Source organism: Lysinibacillus sp. HST-98, assembly GCF_016757845.1.
In the GTDB taxonomy this organism is placed as follows: Bacteria; Bacillota; Bacilli; order Bacillales_A; family Planococcaceae; genus Lysinibacillus; species Lysinibacillus capsici.
Genome location: NZ_JAENHX010000001.1, coordinates 22,329 through 43,254, shown reverse-complemented (window position 1 = coordinate 43,254; position 20,926 = coordinate 22,329). Strand labels below are relative to the sequence as shown.

Sequence of the window (20,926 nt, the reverse complement as noted above, 5' to 3'; positions counted from 1 at the left end):
GGGGTATAAAGCTATCAGAAGGAAAAAAGCAATAAGAATCCAATGTATCACTGCAATTAAATGCAGTAGGGAAAGAGAAACGAATTATAGGAAAAAAATAGATGTGGACTCTAAAAAGCAAGAATGTTGATTTCTAAACATTCTTGCTTTTTGTTTTTAGAAATGTTGTTTAGTTGCCATTCTGCTTCGCTTCATTTTCGGGACATAGCTAGGTGGCTCATATTTTAGCCATTTAGCTTGTAACTAATTTGTAACTGAACTCTTATATAGTGTTGTCATAGCAAGAAAGCGCTTTCTAGGGAGCTTATTTTGAAGGGGGATATGGGATGAGGAAGCAGTGGTATTGGTTTCTTTTAGTGATGTTGGCTGTGTTGTTGGTGGCTTGTAATGGGGAAACGAAAGACGGTGCAACGGAAGCGGATTCTTCTGATGGGGAGACGAAGGTGGTCACTGCGGAAGGTGGCACAATTAAAATTGGTGTGCTTGCATCGTTAACTGGGGCGCTTGAGTCATATGGGAAGCAGACGCAGCGAGGATTTGATTTAGGCATTGAGTATGCAACAGGCGGCACGATGGAGGTCAATGGTAAGAAAATAGAAATTGTATATGAGGATACCGAGACAAAGCCAGAGGTGGCTGTGCAAAAAGCGACAAAGCTTTTAGAAGATGATCAGGTTGATTTTTTAGTCGGCTCTTCAAGCTCGGGTGATACGCTCGCTGTTCTACCACTTGCCGAGGAGTATGAAAAAATTATGGTGGTAGAGCCTGCAGTGGCTGACAGTATTACAGGTTCAGAGTTCAATGAGTATATTTTCCGAACAGGTCGTAATTCATCCCAGGATGCCTATGCGGCAGCAGCGGCGATTGCAGGCAAAGGTGTGAAGATTGCTACATTTGCGCCAGATTATTCGTTTGGCTGGGATGGGGTGAATGCCTTTAAAACGGCAGCGGAGAAATTAGGGGCTGAAATTGTACTAGAGGAGTATGCCGATCCTGCTGCAACAGATTTTACTTCCAATTTGCAAAAAGTGATTGATGCGAAGCCAGACTATTTGTTTGTGGTTTGGGCGGGGGCAAATTCACCATGGAATCAAATTGCAGATCTTAAAATTCAAGAAAAGGGCATTAAAATTTCGACGGGTGCGCCGGATATTATTGCGCTTCAATTTATGAACCCATTGGTTGGGATGGAAGGCTTCTCGGTGTATTATCATACACTTCCTCAAAATGATGTCAATGAATGGTTAGTAGATGAACATCAAAAACGTTTCAATGAAGTGCCCGACTTATTTACTCCTGGCGGCATGTCTGCGGCGATTGCGATTGTGGAGGCATTGAAACAATCGGATGGGGATGCAGACGCCAACAAGTTAATCGACGTTATGGAAGGTATGTCCTTTGAAACACCAAAAGGGACAATGACATTCCGTGAAGAGGATCACCAGGCGCTACAATCCATGTATTCGATTCGCTTAGAGCAACAAGATGGTGTGGATTATCCAGTACCAGTACTTATTCGGGAGCTTAGTCCTGAAGAGACAGCACCGCCCGTTATGAATTAAAGAATTGAGAGGCAGCATAGCTGTCTCTCTACATAAATGTGAGAAGGAAGGGAGTAGAGAATGGAGCCTATATTATATACAGATAATTTAACAATTCGTTTTGGGGGACATACGGCTGTAGATGGCGTTAATTTTCAAATGCCTGAGAAGCATTTAAAGTCCATTATTGGGCCGAATGGTGCTGGGAAAACAACCTTCTTTAATTTGATTAGTGGTGAGCTAAAGCCAACTGCGGGTGATGTTTATTTTAAAGGGCAATCACTTGCACAAAAGTCGGCCATTGAAAGAACTCGAATGGGATTGGGACGATCTTTTCAGATTACCAATGTTTTTCCAAACTTAACGGTTCTCGAAAATGTTCGTTTAGCCGTTCAATCCAAGGAGAGAATTCGTTATCAGCTATTCCGCCATTACAAAAGCTATCAGGCGATGACGGACAAAGCGGAGGAGTTATTGGCACTTGTGTTACTCGACAATAAACGAGATGCCCTGACAACAATGCTATCCCATGGAGAGAAAAGAAAGCTTGAGATTGCCATGCTACTCGCGTTAGATACAGAAATTCTACTGCTCGATGAACCAACTGCAGGGATGTCATTAGAGGAAGTACCTACAATTTTAGAAATTATTCGAAGCATAAAACAGCAGGGGGATAAAACCATTTTGCTCATTGAACACAAAATGGATATGATTTTGGATTTATCGGATTCTATTATGGTGTTGTTCAATGGTCAGCTATTAGCAGATGGTTCACCAGAGGAAATTATGAATAATGATACTGTGCAACATGCATATTTAGGAGGGCTGTACGATGACCACCTTACTGACATTAAATGAGGTTCACACGCACATTGGTCAATATCATATTTTGCAGGGCGTTAATTTTGAAGCGAAGGAGGGGCAGGTGACTGTACTGCTCGGACGCAATGGCGCAGGGAAAACGACCACCCTGAAAACGATAATGGGTTTAACGCCTGCAACAAAGGGTGACATTGCCTTTCGCTCCCAATCGATTAAAAAAAGCCCTACCCATAAGGTGGCGAAATTAGGAATCGGCTATGTACCTGAAAATCAAGGGATTTTTGCAGATTTAACGGTAGAGGAAAACATGAAGGTAGCGATGCGCAAGGAGGATACAGCCACATTAGAGCGACAGCAATATGTGCTAGAGCTGTTTCCTGACTTAAAGAAGTTTTGGAAAAAAGCTGGTGGGCATTTATCGGGTGGTCAAAAGCAAATGCTGTCCATGGCAAGAGCCTTTATCAATGATAGCCAATTAATACTGATAGATGAGCCTTCCAAGGGACTTGCTCCGATAGTTGTGGAAAAAGTGATGGAAGCGATTGTGGAAATGAAAAAGAAAACGTCCATTGTTCTAGTGGAGCAAAACTTTATCATGGCTAGTCGAATTGGTGATACTTATTCATTAATCGATGATGGGAGAACAGTCAATTCGGGCAATATGCAGGATTTGATTTATGATGAAGAGCTAAAACGCAAGTATCTTGGTATTGGATAGAGGGGGGTGCCTAACATTGGAGCTATTGGTCAATTTAATCATTAATGGCTTAGCCACTGGAATGTTAATTTTTCTGCTAGCAGCTGGTTTGACATTAATTTTCGGTTTAATGGATGTATTGAATTTTGCGCATGGTGGGTTATTTGTTTGGGGGGCCTATGCGGGCATCTTTACCTATATGTGGACAGAAAGTTTTATCGTTGGGATTATAGGCGCGATTGTGACTGGAGCGTTGCTTGGACTGTTGACAGAGAAATTCATTATTACGCCTGTTTACGGCAATCATATTCAGCAAATTTTAATTACCTTAGGGCTGATGCTCGTTTTGCAGGAGCTTATTAAGGTGGTCTTTGGTCCAAATGGGGTGGCAGTAAAAACACCAAGTTATTTAGCTGGAAGCTGGGAAATTGGTGATGTGATCATCATTAAATATCGTTTATTTATTATTGTCATAGGGTTTGTGATTTTTGGTATTTTCCAATATATGCTGAAGCGCACGAAGATTGGCTTGATCGTTCGGGCTGGGGTGCAGGATAAGGAAATGGCGCAGGCTCTCGGTATTCATATTAAGCGTGTATTTTTATACGTCTTTATGGTGGGCGCTGCTCTGGCGGCACTTAGTGGGATGTTGATGGCTCCCTACTCAGGTGTGATTTATGCGGAAATGGGCATGGAGTATGCCATTTTAGGCTTTATTGTTGTGGTAATTGGCGGTATGGGTAGTTTTTCCGGCTCCTTGCTTGCAGCGATTTTAGTGGGGCTAGCAGGTAGCTTTATGGCTTATTATGTCCCTGTGCTGTCACTGGCGGTCAATATGATTTTAATGGCCATCGTTTTAATTTTCCGTCCTCAGGGGCTGTTTGCGATGCGAAAGGAGCGGACATCATGAACAACAAAATATCCTTACGCGCTTTCGCTTTTTTCCTGTTACTTGTCATTTTTATTATCCTTCCTTTTGTCAATGATTCAAGGACACTACTTATTTTACTCACACAAATCTTTATTTTTGGGATATTGGCAATGAGCTATGATATTTTACTAGGCTATACAGGCATCGTCTCCTTTGGGCACGCCATGTTCTTCGGCATTGGTGCCTACACAACAGCAGTCATGCTGAAGCAGATCGATCACACACTCTTGATTTTTGTACTGTCTATCGTGATAGGCATGATATTAGCAGGCTTCATTAGCTTTTTAGTAGGTTTATTAACCTTACGCTTAAAAAGTCATTTTTTTGCGATGCTGACGCTAGCCTTTTCGGGGTTATTTTTAGTCTTAGCTGAAAAGTGGCGCTCTGTTACGTATGGCAATGATGGCTTTACATTCAGAGCACCTGATCTATTTAGAGATCGAATGACCTTCTATTTCTTTGTGCTAGCAAGCTTGGTTGTCATCTTTTTGGCGCTCTACCGCTTTGTTAATTCACCAACAGGTCGTATTTTAATTGCCGTTCGTGAAAATGAACAGCGGACGAAATCATTAGGCTTTAATACGTTGCACTATAAAGTCATTGCCTCAGTTGTGGCAGGCATTGTAGCAAGTTTTGCTGGCTCCTTATATGCAGTGTCATTGCGCTTCGTTAACACGAGTGTGATGGCCATGGATATTACGCTGGATGCATTGTTAATGACGATTATCGGTGGGGTTGGTACTTTAGTGGGGCCGTTATTAGGCTCGGCGGTCATTGAATATGCGCAACATGCACTGTCAGGGCTTGCACGAGATTATCCTATTTTTGAACGTTGGATTATCTTCTTCGGGATTCTCTATATTTTAGCCGTTATCTTCTTCCCAAAAGGTATTATTGGCTCATTAAGATTGCTCTTTTGGAAGTGGCGAGGAAGGCTAAAGCAACGAAAAACAACAGGTCCCCTGCCTCAGGAAAAGGAGCGATTTGAATGACAGTTGGTATTGTAAGTACGGGTATTTATCTACCTCAACAGAAGATGACATCGCAGGAAATTGCGGCTGTTTCCAATATTCCTGAGGACATTATCCGTCAAAAAATGGGCATTCATGAAAAGCCAATTCCTGATAAATCTGATCATACAGTGCAAATGGGTATCTGGGCAGCACAGGAGGCGATTCAAAAAGCGAATATAGACCCTAAGGATATTGATGTTGTCATCTATATGGGGGAGGAACATAAGGAATATCCACTCTGGACAGCCTCCATTAAAATGCAGGAGGAGCTTGGTGCAGTGAATGCATGGGCATTTGATGTGCAATTACGCTGCGGCACAACAATCATGGCGTTGAAAGTGGCGAAAAGCTTAATGGCTTCAGATGACACGATACGAACCATTCTGTTAGCAGGTGGTTATCGCAATGTTGATTTTATCGATTACAGCAATCCACGAACGCGCTTTATGTACAATTTAGCGGCAGGTGGAGGTGCCATGTTATTACAAAAAAACTATGATAAAAATCTGCTACTAGAGGCAGATATTATAACGGATGGTTCTTTCTCAGAGGATGTAGTCGTGCCAGTTGGGGGAACGAAAAATCCATTAACCCCAACCCATTTAACCGAAAATTTATATAAGCTTGACGTTTTGGACCCCATTGGGATGAAGGAGCGGCTAGAACAAAAATCTTTAAGCAATTTTTTGAAGGTCATTCGCAGTTCTTTAGCGAAAAGTGGATACAGTGACGATCAGCTAAATTATTTAGCGATGTTGCATATGAAAAGATCTGCACATGATTATATTTTAACGGAGCTTGGCTTACAACAGAAGCAGTCTAATTATTTGCAAGACTATGGACATATTGGTCAGATTGATCAAATTTTGTCCCTACAGCTAGCACAGGAGCAAAATCAAATTCAAGCAGGCGATATTGTGACGCTTGTGAGTGCTGGCATTGGCTATGTATGGGGCGCTATCACAATACGTTGGGGATAAGGGGGAAATGGCATGGTAAAAACGATTCAACTAGCAAATGGAGAGACAATGGCCTATCGCAAGCGATCAGGTGGAGGTCATCCTTTAGTGTTGGTACATGGCAATATGACATCTTCTAAGCACTGGGATATTCTGATGAATGCTTTAGACGACAAATACACTATTTATGCGATAGATTTACGTGGTTTTGGTGAATCATCCTATCTTAAGCCAATCACAGCTATTAAAGATTTTAGTGATGATGTCAAGCTATTTGTGGATGCACTACAACTGCAAAGCTTTGATATGATTGGTTGGTCAACAGGTGGAGCTGTCTGTATGCAGTTTGCAGCAAATTATCCAGGATACTGTCAACGACTGATTTTACTTGCGTCTGCTTCTACACGTGGCTATCCATTTTACACGGATTTAGGAACAGGCAATCCAGACTCCTTTAAGCGAGCCTATCATTATGAGGAGGTATTGGTGGATACATCCAAAACAAAGCTTATTCAAGGCTTCTACGATGCAAAAAATGCGGAAGGCTTACAGTCTATATGGAATGCATTAATTTATACGCATCATCGACCAAACGAAGGAAAATATCAAGAATATGTAGAGGATATGCTTACACAGCGCAATTTAGCAGAAGTATATCATGCACTCAATACATTTAACATAAGCGCTGTTGATAATGAGGTGGCAAAAGGCTCTCGGGAGGCCATGTTGCTTCATATCCCAATTTTAGTGCTACGAGGGGATCGTGATTTGGTGATTACAGAGGAAATGAATGCAGAGTTATTACAGGATTTAGGCAAAACAGCACAGTTTGTAGGTCTAAAAGACTGTGGGCATTCACCGTTAATCGATGATTTAGCACAATTGACAGCTGAAATTGAAGCTTTTTTAGAAATTGGAGGAAGACAGTATGCGTTTGAACAATAAAGTGGCTATCATTACTGGGGCTGCAAATGGTATTGGCTATGCGGCTGCTGAACGTTTTATCGAGGAGGGGGCATGGGTGTTTATCGCCGATTTTGACGATAAAGCAGGCATTCTAGCAGCACAACAACTAGGTGAAAATGCTGTATTTATACAAGTAGATGTTGCAAGTAGAGAGAGCGTTAAACAGCTGGTGACGGCAGTGATCGAACAGGCAGGACGGATTGATATTTTAGTGAATAATGCGGGGATTACACGAGACGCCATGCTGACAAAAATGACGGAGGATCAATTTCAGCAGGTGCTAGATGTCAATTTGACAGGTGTCTTCCATTGTACACAGGAGGTCATTCCCTATATGGCGGCAACAGGTGGAGGCAAAATTATAAATACATCCTCAGTTAGTGGAGCATATGGCAATGTTGGTCAAACCAATTATGCAGCGACAAAAGCAGCGATTGTAGGTATGACAAAAACATGGGCGAAGGAATTAGGGCGTAAGGGGATTAATGTTAATGCAGTGGCACCTGGCTTTACAGAAACAGATATGGTCAAAAAAATGCCTGAAAATATTTTGGCTCAAATGCGATCAATCGTCCCCCTACAACGTTTAGGGACACCACGTGATATTGCCAATGCCTATTTATTTTTAGCATCTGATGAGGCCTCCTACGTTCATGGGCATACTCTGCATGTGGATGGCGCAATTATGATGTGATAGGGGGTAGTCAAGATGTTTGTTGAGCAAGAATGGATTTTAAAACGTGCAGCTTTAACACCTCACCACATCGCCTTGATTAATTTAACATCAAAGGAACAATGGACCTACCAGCAATTATCTGAGGAAATCGGCAAGTGGAGTCAATTTTTCGAGCGTCAGCAGCTACAAAAAGGAAGTAGAGTCGCTGTTTTTGCGAAAAATCATATCCAATTGTTTGCTGTTTTATTTGCCTGTGGGCTACGTGGGCTCATTTATGTACCGTTAAATTGGCGCTTAAGCAAGGAGGAGCTAACACAAATTTTGGCGGATGCGACCCCTGCTATCCTATTATACGAAGAGGATAGTCATTGTCCCTTGGTTTTAGAAAAAATGTTTTCACTTCACGTTAGCCAGCATGAGAAGGAGATACAACCAAGTAGGCAAGACGTGGATGTGGATGATCCGTGGTTAATGATTTATACAGGAGGCACGACGGGTCAGCCAAAGGGGGTAGTGCTATCCTTTTTGTCGGTCAATTGGAATGCCATGAATACTATTATTAGCTGGGGTCTACATGCTCAAGATCGGACATTAAATTATATGCCGATGTTTCATACTGGTGGCTTAAATGCTTTATGCATTCCCTTACTGATGGCGGGAGGAACCGTCATTATTGGCGATAAATTTGATGCAGAAGAGGCTCTCCAAGCAACGAACCAATATCAAACGACCATTTCGCTTTTTGTGCCAACCATGTATCAAGCAATGATTGCTACGAAGTATTTTCAGGAAAATCAATTTCCTTCTATGAAGGTATTTTTATCTGGCGGTGCCCCGTGCCCTCATCCTATTTATGATGCTTTTTATAATAAGGGATTATTTTTTAAAGAGGGATATGGTTTAACAGAAGCAGGACCCAATAATTTTTATATTGACCGAGAGCGTGCCTATGCAAAAAAAGGGGCTGTCGGGAAAAGTATGCAATTCAATGAAGCGAAAATCATCAATCATACAGGAAAAAGTTGTGCACCTGGAGAAGTAGGAGAGCTATTGGTAAGAGGGAAGCATATGTTTCGCTTTTACTGGAATAACAAGCAAGAAACTGCCAATATCTTGAAAGATGGCTGGTTGAAAACAGGGGATTTAGCGATGATGGATGCGGATGGCGATTTTTATATTGTTGGGCGTAGAAAAGAAATGATTATTTCAGGTGGTGAAAATATCTATCCTCAGGAAGTAGAACAATGTCTACTACGGCATCCAGATGTGCGGGAGGTGGCCGTGATTGGTGTAGGTGATGACTATTGGGGTGAGATCGTGACAGCTTTTATTGTTTGTCCCCACCAGGTAGCCTCTCTATTAGATGATCTTAATGAGCTATGTCATCAACAATTAGGTCGTTATAAGATTCCAAAACAAATGATTTTCTTAGACGAACTACCGAAAACAAGCGTTGGTAAAATCGATAAAAAGGCATTGTATAGGCTTGTCGACTCATCTATCTGTTAAGTATGATGAGAAGGAAGATACGCTAGTCTTTCTAAATCCGAAATAAGAGAGGGACACATAAATGGCCCACGCATTAGTTATTGGTGGAACAGGGCAATTGAAGCTCCATGCTCGTTTGCAATAAAGACAAGTTTTATGATGGAAGAAGGTCATGCGAGATGGCTGACGCATGAGGAAATATCGCAAGGTGTCATTGTTGCCATTCAACAGGATCCACCTATTCATATCGTCGGGACGCTAAAACCTTGGGAAAAGCGACTGTTATAACTACTAACCTTCGTCTAACTAGATGGACGAAGGTTTTTACATATTTCCATTATCAGTTTGTTGTAGATGTCTACATAATCGTGAGGGGTGTAAGGTTTGTATGAAAAACGTCAGAATCAACCGACTTTTTTCTCCTTACATTTTACTTAGTATTACAAAATCATTTCTATATAACTTATCCTTATTTACTCACATCTCTTCCCATCAGACCGACATATCAGTAAAATAGAGTAGGTAAGGGGGATTACATGTGAAAGATCAACGCTTTAAAATAGCGCATCGAGAGGCGCTTATCGGAATTGGACTCGTCCTTGTCAACTTTGCGATTTGGTTTGGCTTTGCCTATGGATTAGGTTCAGGAGATCCAAAAAATTACACGTATGTATTTGGTTTTCCTGCCTGGTTTTTCTATAGCTGTATCGCTGGGACAGGTTTTATGATCCTTCTTATCTGGATTGTGATGAAACTCTTTTTCAAAGAGGTACCATTTGATGATGAGGAGGTGGATCGCTAATGCATTGGCAAGTTGTATTTCCATTGCTATTATTTTTAATTATTATATTTGGAATCGGTATTTGGGCCAATAAGCATGTACGTTCCTCTAATTCATTCCTACAGGAGTATTTCCTAGGTGGTCGTGAAATGGGTGGTTTTATCCTTGCGATGACGATGATTGCTACATATGGCAGTGCGAGTAGTTTTATCGGAGGACCGGGTGTAGCCTATACAAAAGGACTTGGATGGGTATTACTGGCAATGGCTCAGCTACCAGCAGGTTATTTTGTGCTCATGATATTAGGGAAAAAATTCGCCATTATTGCTCGTCGTTACCAGGCCATTACGTTAATCGACTTTTTACGCGAACGCTACAAAAGCCATGTCATTGTTATTTTATCAGCCATTAGCATCATTGTTTTCTTATTTTCGGCTATGATGGCTCAATGGGTTGGGGGGGCACGCTTAATCGAGTCGTTAACTGGCTTAAGCTACACTGCAGCACTGTTTATTTTTGCGATTTCCGTGTTAGTATATGTGATTATTGGAGGTTTCCGTGCGGTTGCGCTAACAGATACGGTCCAAGGTTCCATTATGTTGATTGGTACAATAATTTTATTAATCGGCACGATTGTGGCAGGTGGAGGCATCGACAATATAATGGCCTCACTGGTTGCTGAAAATCCTGACTTTGTGTCACCATTTGGCGCACAAGGAGATTTAACACCTTTGTATGTCTCGACATTTTGGATTCTCATCGGTGTAGGGGTTGTAGGACTTCCGCAAATTGCGGTTCGTGCGATGAGCTATAAGGATTCCAAAAGTATGCATCAAGCGATTCTTATTGGCACGATTGCCATAGGGACAATCATGTTTGGCATGCATTTAATTGGGGTGTTAGCCCGACCTGTCTTACCGGGCATTGAAATTGGTGATAAAGTCATGCCGCTCCTGACATTGAAGGTATTACCGCCATTTTTAGCAGGAATCGTTTTAGCTGCACCAATGGCTGCGACAATGTCAACGGTTAATGCTTTACTAATGCTTGTCAGTTCTACAGTTGTCAAAGACATCTATTTAAATTATATGAAGCCGAAAGCTAGTGATGCAGAGATTAAGCGTGCAAGCTTTATTGTAACAACAGTCATAGGCCTAGCGGTTGTCATCTTTGCACTCAATCCACCTGATTTATTAGTTTGGTTGAACTTATTTGCCTTTGGTGGACTAGAGGCTGTCTTTATTTGGACAGTCGTTTTAGGATTGTATTGGAAAAAAGCGAATAAATACGGAGCGATTGCGTCGATGATTACAGGCATGTTGTTGTACATTATGATTGATCGATTTTATCCTTCTGTCTTTGGTATGCATACAGTCACAATACCAATTGTCGCATCCTTCTTTATTTTTGTGCTTGTCAGTTTGTCCACTAGTCATAAATTTAAAAACGAAAAGCTTATGATTTAACGCCAAAACGCCACAGATTTCAAATTCTGTGGCGTTTCTTTTAATGCATCATAAAATCATAGGCATTTTTCGCAAGTAATGTCATCGTAACAACAATAAATAGCGTGCGGACAAAGCCACTTCCTTTTTTGATTGCCATGCGTGAGCCAAGCATAGCCCCACCAATTTGCGCAATGCCCATGATTAGACCATAAACATAATGAATTTGACCTAAGTAAGCAAACATACAAACACCAGCCACATTACTCGCCAAATTTAAAAACTTCGCATTACCAGCCGCCTTTAAAAAATCAAAGCCTACCAGTAAGAAGCTAAAGATTAAAAAGGACCCTGTCCCAGGACCAAGAAATCCATCATAAAAACCAATAGCAAATAATAGCAGCATAAATAAAAACAAATGTTTTTTAGATAGATTTTTTACAGTAGCGACGGCACCCCAATCCTTTTTAAAGATCGTATATACCCCAACAGCCGCCAGCATAACAAGCATTAATGGCTTTAGTAATGCTGGATTGATTAGATGTACAGTCCATGCACCACATAATGATCCGATAAATGCTAGCGGAAAATATTTGAGGACAGAGCGAATGTCCAGCTGGCCAGAACGGTAGAAAGAAATAGAGGAAGTGAGAGAGCCCATAGCTCCTGCTAGTTTATTCGTGGCAACAGCAGCGGCTGGATTGAGCCCTACAAATAGTAAGGCTGGTAGTGAAATTAAACCGCCCCCTCCCACTACTGAGTCAACAAAAGCTGCCAGAAATCCAAATGAAATTAATAGTATGAGAATATGTACATCGATTTCAAACAACATATGACACCTCTTTAGAATTAGTTACTACTGAAATAGTAACTAATTTTATTTACGCTGTAAACCCCATTTTTTCATTGGCAAATCTTCACAAAGGTAGCCTATAATAAAGATAATGGAGGGATTACATGGAGGAATTAATCACCCAGCTGAAAGAAATGGGTTTTACAGAATATGAAGCGAAGGCCTATACGGCACTTGTTCAGCAAAGTCATGTCAGTGCCTATCAGGTTAGTAAAAATTCTGGCATACCACGTGCAAGAGTGTATGATATTTTAAATATCCTTGTAGAAAAGGGCATCGTGTTAAAAGAAGAGACCGCAGAACAAACGACCTATTCGGCAATGCCTGTGTCTGTGTTCTTACAGCAAATTCAACAGCGCTGGGAGTCCAATTTTACGTCTATAAGCGGGAAACTAGAGAAATTAGAGGAAAAAGTGCAGGAAGCTGAGCCTAAAGTGGTCATGCTGAAGGGCAAGGAATCCATTATCAACTATTGTCAGTCACTTCTAAAGAAGGCGAAGAAAAAAGTGATGCTATCGATGTGGGAAGATATGTATGATGCCTTACGTGAAGATTTGCAAGAGGTGGCGCTGCATGTTCCTGTTCATGGCATTACGTTATATGTAGGAGAGCATCTCGCCTCTATTGACCAGCACAGAGCCACACATTATACAAAAAAAGCGTCGACACCGCATTGGTTTATCTTATCGGTAGATGGTCAGGAAATGATTTATGGTCATTCTCCATCTACCCAAGAGACGGCCTTTATCACCAATGATTCGGTTCATATTTATTTGTTAGAGGATTATATATGGCATGATGTACTCATTAATCGGTTAGTAAAACGGGATGATCAGGAGTTAGAAGACTGGATTGCTAAGGAGCGGAAAGCTTTTTTCTTAGAATAGTCTTATAAGGGAAGGGGAGTAACTTGAAAAACTTCGTGTTGCTATTTTTAATGAGCTTACTCATGCTAGGAGCCTGTAATGCTACACCACCATCCGAACCACCAACGATTCATGAGCTAACGGTTGTCCCAGATAATGTCCAAAAAAATATTGTTTCTAATGACAGAATACAACTATTACATGAAAATGATGCTCCATATTACCTTGTTTATTATTCAAAAGGGAATGTATTGGCAAGTATTACAGCTGAGGGAAATAGGCTTATCATCCAGTTAGAAGAAGGCAGCGAGCAAAGGAAAGAGGCTCAGCCCTTTGTTTTTCAAATCACCGTCAAGAATCCTGAGCTTGATACCATTGATTTGCGAATAAACGGTCAGAGTACGCCCATTGATCGTATGACCATTATGTGATAAAAGAAACCGAAATCTTTAGATGAGATTTCGGTTTCTTTATGAGATGTCTAATAAAAGACTTTGTCTACGTTATATTTAGAGCGGAAAGTATTAATCGCGTATGTTTCGTAAATTTCACGTTCCATTGGATCTTCTACTTCATAGACTTCAATTTTGAACACTTCATCACGATGGTTTTTCATCGGAGATACATTATCCTCGAAATGTTTTTTAATACGTTGACGAATTTTACGTGCTTTCCCAACAAACAATAGCTCATTCTTGTCATTATAGAATAAGAAAATGCCGCCTTTATCACGTGTGATTTTATGGAAGTCAATAAAACCGAAGTAAGGTGTGATTGGCACATCACCTGGTTTTAAATCTTGTTCACGTTGACGGATTACTAGATCTGGTTTTGGAAATTCAATTTTAATCAAACTATTCACGTTCCTCTCTCTTACTAAAAGTATATGGTAACATAATTACGGCATGTTTACCATAAATTTTAAATGTAGAAACACCCCATATAGCAAGCTTAGTGTACATCAAATGAGCAAGGAACATGCACATGAATCACAAAATATTCTATGAATTATTGATATTCTAACTAGTTCGTGTTACAATTCAAGATAATTAAATAATCTTATCAAGAGAAGCTGAGGGATTTGGCCCGATGACGCTTCAGCAACCTCTAACAATTGTTAGAAAGGTGCTAATTCCAGCAAAGGATTTTTTCCTTTGAGAGATAAGAGTGGACGTGAAAAAATCCTTCTCATTCTATCTCGTATGGAATGAGGAGGATTTTTTAATTTCGTTGCATCCTATGCAAGCAAGGTTTGCTAAAAGAGAGTGATTATAGAGAGGGGAAAGCAAGATGCCAATTAATATTCCGAAAAATTTACCAGCTGGAGAACATTTACGTGAGGAAAAAATCTTCGTCATGGAAGAAGATCGTGCGAAAACACAGCAAATCCGTCCATTAAATATATTAATACTAAATTTAATGCCTGAAAAAGAAAAAACAGAGCTCCAATTATTACGTTTATTGGGGAATACACCATTACAGGTGAATATTACCTTTTTGAATACAGCCACTCACGAGTCTAAAAATGTGAGTAAATCCCATTTGCAGCTTTTCTACACAACGTTCAATCAGATTCGACACCGACGCTATGATGGTATGATTATAACTGGTGCGCCAGTAGAAAAAATGGCTTTTGAAGAGGTCAACTATTGGCAGGAAATTTCAGAAATTATGGATTGGTCTAAAAAGAATGTGACATCCGTGCTACATATATGTTGGGGGGCACAGGCTGCATTGTATCATCATTATGGCATTGGCAAGGTTGAGCTTTCTGCTAAATGCTCAGGCGTCTATTCCCATGTGATTACAGATTTAACTGTAGATTTGGTACGCGGCTTTAGTGATTTATTTACTGCGCCCCATTCACGCTATACATCTGTTTCGATTGACGAGGTTCGCAATCATCCAGATCTACGATTATTATCCTATTCAGAGGATGCTGGGGTATTTATTGTACAATCAAAAGATAATAAAAATATTATGATTACGGGGCATCTAGAGTATGATGCGACAACGCTAGCCGATGAATACAGTCGCGATGTGGCGAAGGGCATAGATATCGCTGTTCCTGTAAACTACTTCCCGAATGACGATCCGACACAAGTGCCGATGAATACATGGCGTGCCCATACGCATCTATTATTCTCTAACTGGTTGAACTACTATGTTTACCAAGAAACACCATATGAATGGGATTTTGTAGATGAAATCGAATATCATATTTAATTAATAAAAAGTCTAATTTCTTTTCTAGCTTTAGAAGAAATTAGACTTTTTGATTGTCATTTTCTGTTTCCTGCTGAGGTGTTTCGTTTTTTTGAGCTTTGGATTTACGATTTCGAATAACTACCACAATCAGCAATAGTATGGGTAATAAAATGGTGAAAATAAAGGAAAAGATTGGCCAAATTTCATTATTATAATTAGTAGAATGCACAATATCTGGATGAACAATTTGAGAAAGTCCAATGACAATTATCCCCATCGGTATAATGAGTGGGCGATGATCCTTAATCTTCAAAATTTGTGCGAGGCCAACAACGGTCGTATAGAAATACATAAATGTACGAATATATATAGACGTAATCCACATAAATGCCATAATGATTTCAATGCGCTGTAAAAAATTACCTATTGATATTCTTTGGGCTAAGGCATAGCTAGGAAATGTCCTTGATGCTGTGTTTTCAGGACCTAATACAAGAATCGATAGGACAATCAACGTAACTAAGACGATTCCGCCAAAGATTGCCCCAATATATAGCCCTTTTTGTGCAGACTGCTGTACATTGACGCCAGTAGGATAGAGCATCAATAATACAATTAATGGAAAGGAAAAGATACTCATAAAACGTGCAATACTATAAAACATAGATGCTTTGGTCGCTTCTAGTAGAGGCTGAATATTCTCAAATGTAATTTGAGGGGTAATACTAAGGACGAAAAAAATAAAAATAAAGGTAAACAATGGGAAGAGGATTTCTGCCGAACGGGCAAAGGTCTCAATCCCTAAATAAGCGGCATACATAATAAGGATACTGAACAGTAGGGCAAATGCTAATGTCGGTGTCTCTGGCATAACTTCCGTTTTCATGAAAATACCGATAAAATAGAGTAATTCTCCAGCGGAAAGAAAGGTCATAATCAGGAAACAAGTCGCTGTGATTTTACCAAAAAAACGCCCAAGAATTTTTTCATTGGCCTCAATAAAGTTTAGGGATGGTGTTTGATTGGCCAGTGTTAAAAATAATTTTAGGACCAGTAAACTTAGGAGAACACCAATGCTTGCCGCTATCCAAGCATCTTGCTTTGCGGCACCAGTAATACTCGAAGGGATAATTAAAATCGCTGTACCGATAGAATAGAGAAAGGTAACGATCGTAAACTGTCTTGAACTAATTATCTCTTTTTCCATCTAGCTACCCTCCATTTCTCAATCCTCTTTCTATTTTGTGAATGACACAATGTAATCCCTAATCGGTGTGAAGATAAAGGTAATCAAATCTAATGGGCTAGGAATATGGATTTTCAGGGCAATCCCCATATTTAAAGCCGTTCCAATAAGAAGCAAAAAGGAGAATACAATCATGGCTTTTCTATCCTGTTGCTTTTTTAGCTTTGGAATAAAAATAAGCGCAACGATTATCGCGATGATCAAGATAGCTACGGCTAGTACCATTGCATTTATTCCTCCTTTGGCTTGTTTAATAATGAATTTTGCATCGTACCTGAACCTTGGGTAGTTACCTTTACATGAACTACCACTGCTAAATCTGGAAAAATGGAAGTCCAATCATCCTTGATTTTTTTCCACTGCTTAGGATCTGCCCGATGAAGGGCATCCCCAAATCCAAAAACATCTACTTCATATTGCTGTTGAATTTTCTCTACTGTTTTTTCTATGCGTTCATCAATTCCCTGGGCTGTTTTTTTATTAACGTAATCAATCGATTTATTTTTGGTAAGATCGATATCACATTCGACCTCTCCAACATTCTGCTCTACATTAATATGAACATCGATTTTCGGTTTCCCGTTTTTAAATGACCCTTTCACCTTTGTAGTGGATTGGGTAATTTCAGTAGACAAGGTCCCTTTATTAGGACAGGCAATGATTTCTATCGTACTTTGAATTTTGTCATTAAGAAAACTAACACTTTTGCTTTCACTTTCAGTCAGTAGCCCTATATATTTATCTCCTTTAAAGACTGCTAAACCTGTATAACGTAATAGCACAGGTGTTTTAACACGTTGCACATTTGTTTGATCTACCCCTAATTTCTTATCGCCATGAACTTCAATAGCAGAAATTAATGCCCCTTTATGCTTATTGCTTAACGTATTGACTAATTCATCAATATTAACAGCTATTGTGGAGCCCCAAGCCTTTTCAGAGACATCAAGGGAATTTAAGATTTTATTAGCAGGAACTTTTTCGATGGGTGTTAGTACATTTAATACTTCCTTCGCTGTTGCTTCGTGAGACATAATGACGTCGAAATCCTTACGAAATTCATGGTCCCTTACAATTAAATCAAGTGCATCACTCATGCCTTCTTTAGCAAGATCTTCCCCTAAAATAACCACTTGAAGGTGGGCAAAATAGGGCTTTCGAGCAGCGATGGTCGTCATTTTTCGTATCGCCTCAAAGATAGTTTCGCCTCTCGAATGATAGCTAACGACAGGTGAGCGTTGAGTGGAAGCTTGTCGCACTGAGACTTCACTAGGATCGACAATTTGAACTGTAATTTCATATTCCTCATCTATTTTGTCAATGCCTAGTGCTACGACAATGGCTAATTCATTTAATTCTCGCTTACTCCAGCAACCACTTAAAAGTAAAGTGAGGATACATAGTAAGCAAATCCAGTTTAATTTTGCCATATTCTATTCCTCATTTATCCTGAAGTTATTTCCTGCCTTTTACATTGGTATAGTTATGTCCTCTAACAATATTTTTTTGATTGACTAAACGAGGTCGTGTAAGTAATTTTCTACGCGGGAACAGCACAAATGCATCCTTCTGATCCTGTAATACCAACGGTGCGAATGGACTTAAATAAGGTACACCAAATGAACGAATGCTACATAGATGAAGAATAATTAGCATAATGCCAAACATTACACCGAATAAACCAAACATAGCAGCTAAAATCATTAATGGGAAACGTAGTACCCGAATCGTATTCGATAAGCCATAGGCAGGGAATAGGAAGCTGCAAATCGCTGTTAGGGCTACGATGATTACCATTACAGCGGAAACGACCCCTGCTTCAACTGCTGCCTGACCAATAACTAAAGTACCTACAATGGATACCGCAGGACCGATTGTTCGAGGCATACGAAGTCCAGCTTCCCTTAAGACCTCAAAGGCAACCTCCATAATAAGCGCTTCTACCACTGCAGGAAAGGGTACGCCCTCCCTTTGTGAAGCGATGCTAATTAACATGGGTGTTGGTAGCATTTCTTGGTGGAAGGTAGTAATCGCTACATACAAGGATGGTGCTACTAATGCTAGACTGATACCAAAGAAACGCAATATACGTACAAGTGAGCTAATCATCCAATGCTGATAATAATCTTCTGCTGATTGTAAAAAGGATGTAAATAGCGCTGGTACGACTAAGACAAAAGGTGTGCCATCAACTAGAATCGCCACTTTTCCATCTAATAATTCACCTGCGATGACATCAGGACGTTCGGAGTTATAGACTGTTGGAAACATAGAGTTTTTTGAGTCTTGAATAAAATCCTCAATATAGCCACTTTCCAAAATGCCATCAATATTAATACGATCTAATCGAGCCAATACCTCTGCGACGATTTTGTCACTGGCGATGCCATTTATATACATCACCGCTACATCTGTTTGTGTCACATCTCCAATTACACGGGACTTAATCCAGAGATTCGGACTTTTTATTTTGCGACGAATGAGCGCTGTATTCGTACGCAAGGTTTCCGTAAAGGATTCCCTCGGTCCGCGAATAACGGATTCCGTCGATGGCTCTGTGACAGCTCGATCTTTGGCACTTCTTGTACTTGTCACAATCCCCTCAGCAAAGCCATCTAATAAAATAACCGTTTCACCATTGAGAATGGCATTGTAGAGTGTTGTGAAATGCTCAATATTCGTGACATCGCCTACTGTTAAATAGGAATTCCGAACATATTGATTAATGGTTGTTATTTCAATATCTTGTTCTTCTTCAATATTTGCCATCAGTTTATCGATAACAGAATTAGAAATAGTCGTTTTATCCGATAAGCCATCAATGGAAATGATGGCGAGGCTATGGGGATCAGTTTCTCCAATCGCAATTTCCCGTATGATAATATCATTACTATGCCCTAGTGACTGTTGAATGATTTTTATATTTTTAGATAGGGAAGTATACAATAAATCGTTCGTTGTATGGGATGGGGAGGTATCGGTATGGTTAGACATGGACATGTGTTTTCCTCCTCAATTGGTGGTTCATTACCTTTAGAATGGACAATTTTTTTGAGAGATAAACGAAAGAGATATGAAAAATCTAGCTATTTGTGGCAATATCACATTCCTTGCGACTTTTGTGTGTCTTGTTTTGGAATAAATAAAAAACAGTCTGTCCTTTCATTTATTGAAAGGACAGACTGCTTTATGTACGATAGTCGTATTGTAATTCATCTTTACTTGTATCAACATCAACATGTAAATTGTGATCGTTAAAGAACCAAAGATCTTTCTCATCAATATAATAAATAACACCATCAATTTCTGTCTGCACACCTATAGCAATAGGTTCCTCACGTGTCATGCCTAGTGAAAAGCCTTCATGAAACGGACTTGAGCCACCATAACGTGCATAAAAACGGATTGTATCACCAGGTTCAACTTCCATTTCATGTTTGAACCATTGTAGGGCTTCATCTGTCAATGCAATATTCATTTCAAATGCTCCTCTCTTCCTACAGCCATTTTACCTTTGGTTCGGTGCCGTTTTTAATACGAGCAATATTGGCACGGTGCCGATAAATAATAAAGGTAAATAAAAAGGCTACCAAGATGCCTAATGCAAAGTCACCTGTTATAAAATAATAAACGATTGCATAGATAAGCGCTACTAAAGCGGCTATCATTGATGTTAAGCTGACGATTTTTGTGATTTTTAATGTCACAATAAAGGTAATAAATAGTAGGACAAAGAGTGGCCAAGAATAGCCTAATAATACACCCGCTGACGTTGCCACAGCTTTCCCACCACGGAAGTTGGCGAAGATCGGGAACATATGACCGATTACGGCGACAAGCCCCAGTAATAAAGGGTGGAGTGTAGTATCAGAGAAAACAGGAAGTGTCACGAGTAAGACAGCGGCAGTCCCTTTTAGGACATCCATCACCGTAACAATAATACCAGCCTTTTTCCCTAATGTTCTAAAAGTATTGGTTGCACCAAGATTACCGCTCCCGTGTTCACGAATATCGGTATTATAAAAAATTTTGCCTATCCATAATCCAGAAGGTATAGAGCCGATTAGATAAGCACATAAAATAATAAGTCCATTGATCATAGTTGGACTCCTTTCATTCATAGTCCATCACTTGGTACTAATAGTTTGTAACAAGTATTTTACACTTTTTCTTGCTAATCTACAATGTTATGAAGGAGATTTCATCCGAAGTCTTGAATCAATACAAAAGAGAATCTATTAGCGAGGACTAGGCTTTTAGACATAAATTTGTAGGAAGCACTAAAACCTTTATAAAAATATAGGCAAAATGGCAATTTTGTCAATCGTTCATTCCTTTGGTAGAATAGAAGTCTAACTTTATCCTGTTTAATCACAAGACACGAGGTAGTGTGCTTCTATTTGCAAGCATCACAACTATATTTTGCAACTTAGT

Annotated in this window: 23 protein-coding genes and 1 riboswitch; of the genes, 15 read left to right on the top strand and 8 right to left on the bottom strand. The window is 39.9% G+C overall.

Annotated features, from left to right (window positions below; translation table 11 throughout):
* Nucleotides 1-326 precede the first annotated feature (326 nt).
* The 12 genes from JIN86_RS00215 to panF all read left to right on the top strand — a co-directional run bounded on the left by JIN86_RS00215 (nucleotide 327) and on the right by panF (nucleotide 11,340).
* The gene (locus JIN86_RS00215) at nucleotides 327-1,562 is read left to right on the top strand and encodes a substrate-binding domain-containing protein (protein WP_202340964.1); all 1,236 of its coding nucleotides are present in this window, start codon (nucleotides 327-329) and stop codon (nucleotides 1,560-1,562) included.
* Between the two features lie 60 nt (nucleotides 1,563-1,622).
* Nucleotides 1,623-2,399 (top strand): ABC transporter ATP-binding protein, encoded by a 777-nt coding sequence (locus JIN86_RS00210; protein WP_131520136.1) that lies wholly within the window; start codon nucleotides 1,623-1,625, stop codon nucleotides 2,397-2,399.
* Complete coding sequence (locus JIN86_RS00205; protein WP_202340963.1) at nucleotides 2,374-3,081, top strand: ABC transporter ATP-binding protein; 708 nt, start codon at nucleotides 2,374-2,376, stop codon at nucleotides 3,079-3,081. The genes JIN86_RS00210 and JIN86_RS00205 overlap by 26 nt, the downstream gene beginning before the upstream one ends.
* Nucleotides 3,082-3,097: 16 nt before the next feature.
* On the top strand, nucleotides 3,098-3,970 hold the full coding sequence (locus tag JIN86_RS00200; protein WP_202340962.1) for a branched-chain amino acid ABC transporter permease: 873 nt from the start codon (nucleotides 3,098-3,100) through the stop codon (nucleotides 3,968-3,970).
* Nucleotides 3,967-4,983 (top strand): branched-chain amino acid ABC transporter permease, encoded by a 1,017-nt coding sequence (locus JIN86_RS00195; RefSeq protein WP_202340961.1) that lies wholly within the window; start codon nucleotides 3,967-3,969, stop codon nucleotides 4,981-4,983. The genes JIN86_RS00200 and JIN86_RS00195 overlap by 4 nt, the downstream gene beginning before the upstream one ends.
* Nucleotides 4,980-5,984 (top strand): 3-oxoacyl-ACP synthase, encoded by a 1,005-nt coding sequence (locus JIN86_RS00190; RefSeq protein WP_004227892.1) that lies wholly within the window; start codon nucleotides 4,980-4,982, stop codon nucleotides 5,982-5,984. Before JIN86_RS00195 ends, JIN86_RS00190 begins: the two co-directional genes overlap by 4 nt.
* Before the next feature lie 12 nt (nucleotides 5,985-5,996).
* The gene (gene phaZ / locus JIN86_RS00185) at nucleotides 5,997-6,908 is read left to right on the top strand and encodes an intracellular short-chain-length polyhydroxyalkanoate depolymerase (protein WP_202340960.1); all 912 of its coding nucleotides are present in this window, start codon (nucleotides 5,997-5,999) and stop codon (nucleotides 6,906-6,908) included.
* Nucleotides 6,892-7,623, top strand: coding sequence for a 3-oxoacyl-ACP reductase FabG (gene fabG, locus JIN86_RS00180; protein ID WP_202340959.1), 732 nt, complete (start codon nucleotides 6,892-6,894; stop codon nucleotides 7,621-7,623). Before phaZ ends, fabG begins: the two co-directional genes overlap by 17 nt.
* A 15-nt stretch (nucleotides 7,624-7,638) precedes the next feature.
* Nucleotides 7,639-9,114 carry a class I adenylate-forming enzyme family protein gene (locus tag JIN86_RS00175; RefSeq protein WP_202340958.1) on the top strand — a complete coding sequence of 492 codons (1,476 nt, stop codon included), beginning with the start codon at nucleotides 7,639-7,641 and terminating at the stop codon, nucleotides 9,112-9,114.
* Nucleotides 9,115-9,249: 135 nt separating this feature from the next.
* Entirely contained in the window at nucleotides 9,250-9,381 is a 132-nt protein-coding gene (locus JIN86_RS23690) for a Rossmann-fold NAD(P)-binding domain-containing protein (RefSeq protein ID WP_255538087.1), read from the top strand.
* A gap of 250 nt (nucleotides 9,382-9,631) precedes the next feature.
* Nucleotides 9,632-9,895, top strand: coding sequence for a YhdT family protein (locus JIN86_RS00165; protein WP_009371718.1), 264 nt, complete (start codon nucleotides 9,632-9,634; stop codon nucleotides 9,893-9,895).
* Complete coding sequence (panF, locus tag JIN86_RS00160; protein ID WP_202340957.1) at nucleotides 9,895-11,340, top strand: sodium/pantothenate symporter; 1,446 nt, start codon at nucleotides 9,895-9,897, stop codon at nucleotides 11,338-11,340. The genes JIN86_RS00165 and panF overlap by 1 nt, the downstream gene beginning before the upstream one ends.
* A gap of 40 nt (nucleotides 11,341-11,380) precedes the next feature.
* Here panF and JIN86_RS00155 read toward each other — a convergent pair whose 3' ends face one another.
* The gene (locus JIN86_RS00155; protein WP_202340956.1) at nucleotides 11,381-12,151 is read right to left on the bottom strand and encodes a TSUP family transporter; all 771 of its coding nucleotides are present in this window, start codon (nucleotides 12,149-12,151) and stop codon (nucleotides 11,381-11,383) included.
* Nucleotides 12,152-12,276: 125 nt separating this feature from the next.
* Between JIN86_RS00155 and JIN86_RS00150 the strand changes: the two genes are divergently transcribed.
* Together JIN86_RS00150 and JIN86_RS00145 are read left to right on the top strand one after the other, a co-directional pair.
* A complete protein-coding gene (locus tag JIN86_RS00150; RefSeq protein WP_202340955.1) occupies nucleotides 12,277-13,059 on the top strand; it encodes a TrmB family transcriptional regulator in 783 nt (260 codons plus the stop codon).
* A gap of 23 nt (nucleotides 13,060-13,082) precedes the next feature.
* On the top strand, nucleotides 13,083-13,469 hold the full coding sequence (locus JIN86_RS00145) for a hypothetical protein (RefSeq protein WP_202340954.1): 387 nt from the start codon (nucleotides 13,083-13,085) through the stop codon (nucleotides 13,467-13,469).
* A 50-nt stretch (nucleotides 13,470-13,519) separates the two neighbouring features.
* On the opposite strand, the gene JIN86_RS00140 is transcribed toward JIN86_RS00145, so the two are convergent.
* Nucleotides 13,520-13,891: a nucleotide excision repair endonuclease gene (locus JIN86_RS00140; RefSeq protein WP_004227912.1), complete on the bottom strand. Its 372-nt coding sequence runs from the start codon at nucleotides 13,889-13,891 to the stop codon at nucleotides 13,520-13,522.
* Nucleotides 13,892-14,094: 203 nt separating this feature from the next.
* Nucleotides 14,095-14,206: riboswitch (SAM riboswitch) on the top strand.
* A 122-nt stretch (nucleotides 14,207-14,328) separates the two neighbouring features.
* Here JIN86_RS00140 and metA point away from each other — a divergent pair.
* Entirely contained in the window at nucleotides 14,329-15,264 is a 936-nt protein-coding gene (gene metA / locus JIN86_RS00135; RefSeq protein ID WP_004227915.1) for a homoserine O-acetyltransferase MetA, read from the top strand.
* 40 nt (nucleotides 15,265-15,304) lie between these two features.
* On the opposite strand, the gene JIN86_RS00130 is transcribed toward metA, so the two are convergent.
* The 6 genes from JIN86_RS00130 to plsY form a co-directional block, all read right to left on the bottom strand.
* Complete coding sequence (locus tag JIN86_RS00130) at nucleotides 15,305-16,453, bottom strand: GerAB/ArcD/ProY family transporter (RefSeq protein ID WP_202340953.1); 1,149 nt, start codon at nucleotides 16,451-16,453, stop codon at nucleotides 15,305-15,307.
* A 30-nt stretch (nucleotides 16,454-16,483) separates the two neighbouring features.
* A complete protein-coding gene (locus tag JIN86_RS00125; protein WP_004227917.1) occupies nucleotides 16,484-16,717 on the bottom strand; it encodes a hypothetical protein in 234 nt (77 codons plus the stop codon).
* 5 nt (nucleotides 16,718-16,722) lie between these two features.
* Nucleotides 16,723-17,922, bottom strand: coding sequence for a Ger(x)C family spore germination protein (locus JIN86_RS00120; RefSeq protein ID WP_202340952.1), 1,200 nt, complete (start codon nucleotides 17,920-17,922; stop codon nucleotides 16,723-16,725).
* A gap of 25 nt (nucleotides 17,923-17,947) precedes the next feature.
* Nucleotides 17,948-19,492: a spore germination protein gene (locus tag JIN86_RS00115; RefSeq protein WP_202340951.1), complete on the bottom strand. Its 1,545-nt coding sequence runs from the start codon at nucleotides 19,490-19,492 to the stop codon at nucleotides 17,948-17,950.
* A gap of 187 nt (nucleotides 19,493-19,679) precedes the next feature.
* Nucleotides 19,680-19,970, bottom strand: a complete 291-nt coding sequence (locus JIN86_RS00110) for a HesB/YadR/YfhF family protein (protein ID WP_004227919.1) — start codon at nucleotides 19,968-19,970, stop codon at nucleotides 19,680-19,682.
* Between the two features lie 19 nt (nucleotides 19,971-19,989).
* Complete coding sequence (plsY, locus tag JIN86_RS00105; protein ID WP_202340950.1) at nucleotides 19,990-20,592, bottom strand: glycerol-3-phosphate 1-O-acyltransferase PlsY; 603 nt, start codon at nucleotides 20,590-20,592, stop codon at nucleotides 19,990-19,992.
* Nucleotides 20,593-20,926 lie beyond the last annotated feature (334 nt).

What these genes read in the sequence shown, in the direction of transcription:
- JIN86_RS00120 (WP_202340952.1), bottom strand. Translation starts at nt 17,922, where the DNA reads ATGGCAAAATTAAACTGGATTTGCTTACTATGTATCCTCACTTTACTT.
- JIN86_RS00130 (WP_202340953.1), bottom strand. Translation starts at nt 16,453, where the DNA reads ATGGAAAAAGAGATAATTAGTTCAAGACAGTTTACGATCGTTACCTTT.
- JIN86_RS00150 (WP_202340955.1), top strand. Translation starts at nt 12,277, where the DNA reads ATGGAGGAATTAATCACCCAGCTGAAAGAAATGGGTTTTACAGAATAT.
- JIN86_RS00210 (WP_131520136.1), top strand. Translation starts at nt 1,623, where the DNA reads ATGGAGCCTATATTATATACAGATAATTTAACAATTCGTTTTGGGGGA.
- JIN86_RS00110 (WP_004227919.1), bottom strand. Translation starts at nt 19,970, where the DNA reads ATGAATATTGCATTGACAGATGAAGCCCTACAATGGTTCAAACATGAA.
- panF (WP_202340957.1), top strand. Translation starts at nt 9,895, where the DNA reads ATGCATTGGCAAGTTGTATTTCCATTGCTATTATTTTTAATTATTATA.
- plsY (WP_202340950.1), bottom strand. Translation starts at nt 20,592, where the DNA reads ATGATCAATGGACTTATTATTTTATGTGCTTATCTAATCGGCTCTATA.
- metA (WP_004227915.1), top strand. Translation starts at nt 14,329, where the DNA reads ATGCCAATTAATATTCCGAAAAATTTACCAGCTGGAGAACATTTACGT.
- JIN86_RS00205 (WP_202340963.1), top strand. Translation starts at nt 2,374, where the DNA reads ATGACCACCTTACTGACATTAAATGAGGTTCACACGCACATTGGTCAA.
- JIN86_RS00175 (WP_202340958.1), top strand. Translation starts at nt 7,639, where the DNA reads ATGTTTGTTGAGCAAGAATGGATTTTAAAACGTGCAGCTTTAACACCT.
- JIN86_RS00125 (WP_004227917.1), bottom strand. Translation starts at nt 16,717, where the DNA reads ATGGTACTAGCCGTAGCTATCTTGATCATCGCGATAATCGTTGCGCTT.
- fabG (WP_202340959.1), top strand. Translation starts at nt 6,892, where the DNA reads ATGCGTTTGAACAATAAAGTGGCTATCATTACTGGGGCTGCAAATGGT.
- JIN86_RS00190 (WP_004227892.1), top strand. Translation starts at nt 4,980, where the DNA reads ATGACAGTTGGTATTGTAAGTACGGGTATTTATCTACCTCAACAGAAG.
- JIN86_RS00155 (WP_202340956.1), bottom strand. Translation starts at nt 12,151, where the DNA reads ATGTTGTTTGAAATCGATGTACATATTCTCATACTATTAATTTCATTT.
- JIN86_RS00115 (WP_202340951.1), bottom strand. Translation starts at nt 19,492, where the DNA reads ATGTCCATGTCTAACCATACCGATACCTCCCCATCCCATACAACGAAC.
- JIN86_RS23690 (WP_255538087.1), top strand. Translation starts at nt 9,250, where the DNA reads ATGATGGAAGAAGGTCATGCGAGATGGCTGACGCATGAGGAAATATCG.
- JIN86_RS00195 (WP_202340961.1), top strand. Translation starts at nt 3,967, where the DNA reads ATGAACAACAAAATATCCTTACGCGCTTTCGCTTTTTTCCTGTTACTT.
- JIN86_RS00215 (WP_202340964.1), top strand. Translation starts at nt 327, where the DNA reads ATGAGGAAGCAGTGGTATTGGTTTCTTTTAGTGATGTTGGCTGTGTTG.
- phaZ (WP_202340960.1), top strand. Translation starts at nt 5,997, where the DNA reads ATGGTAAAAACGATTCAACTAGCAAATGGAGAGACAATGGCCTATCGC.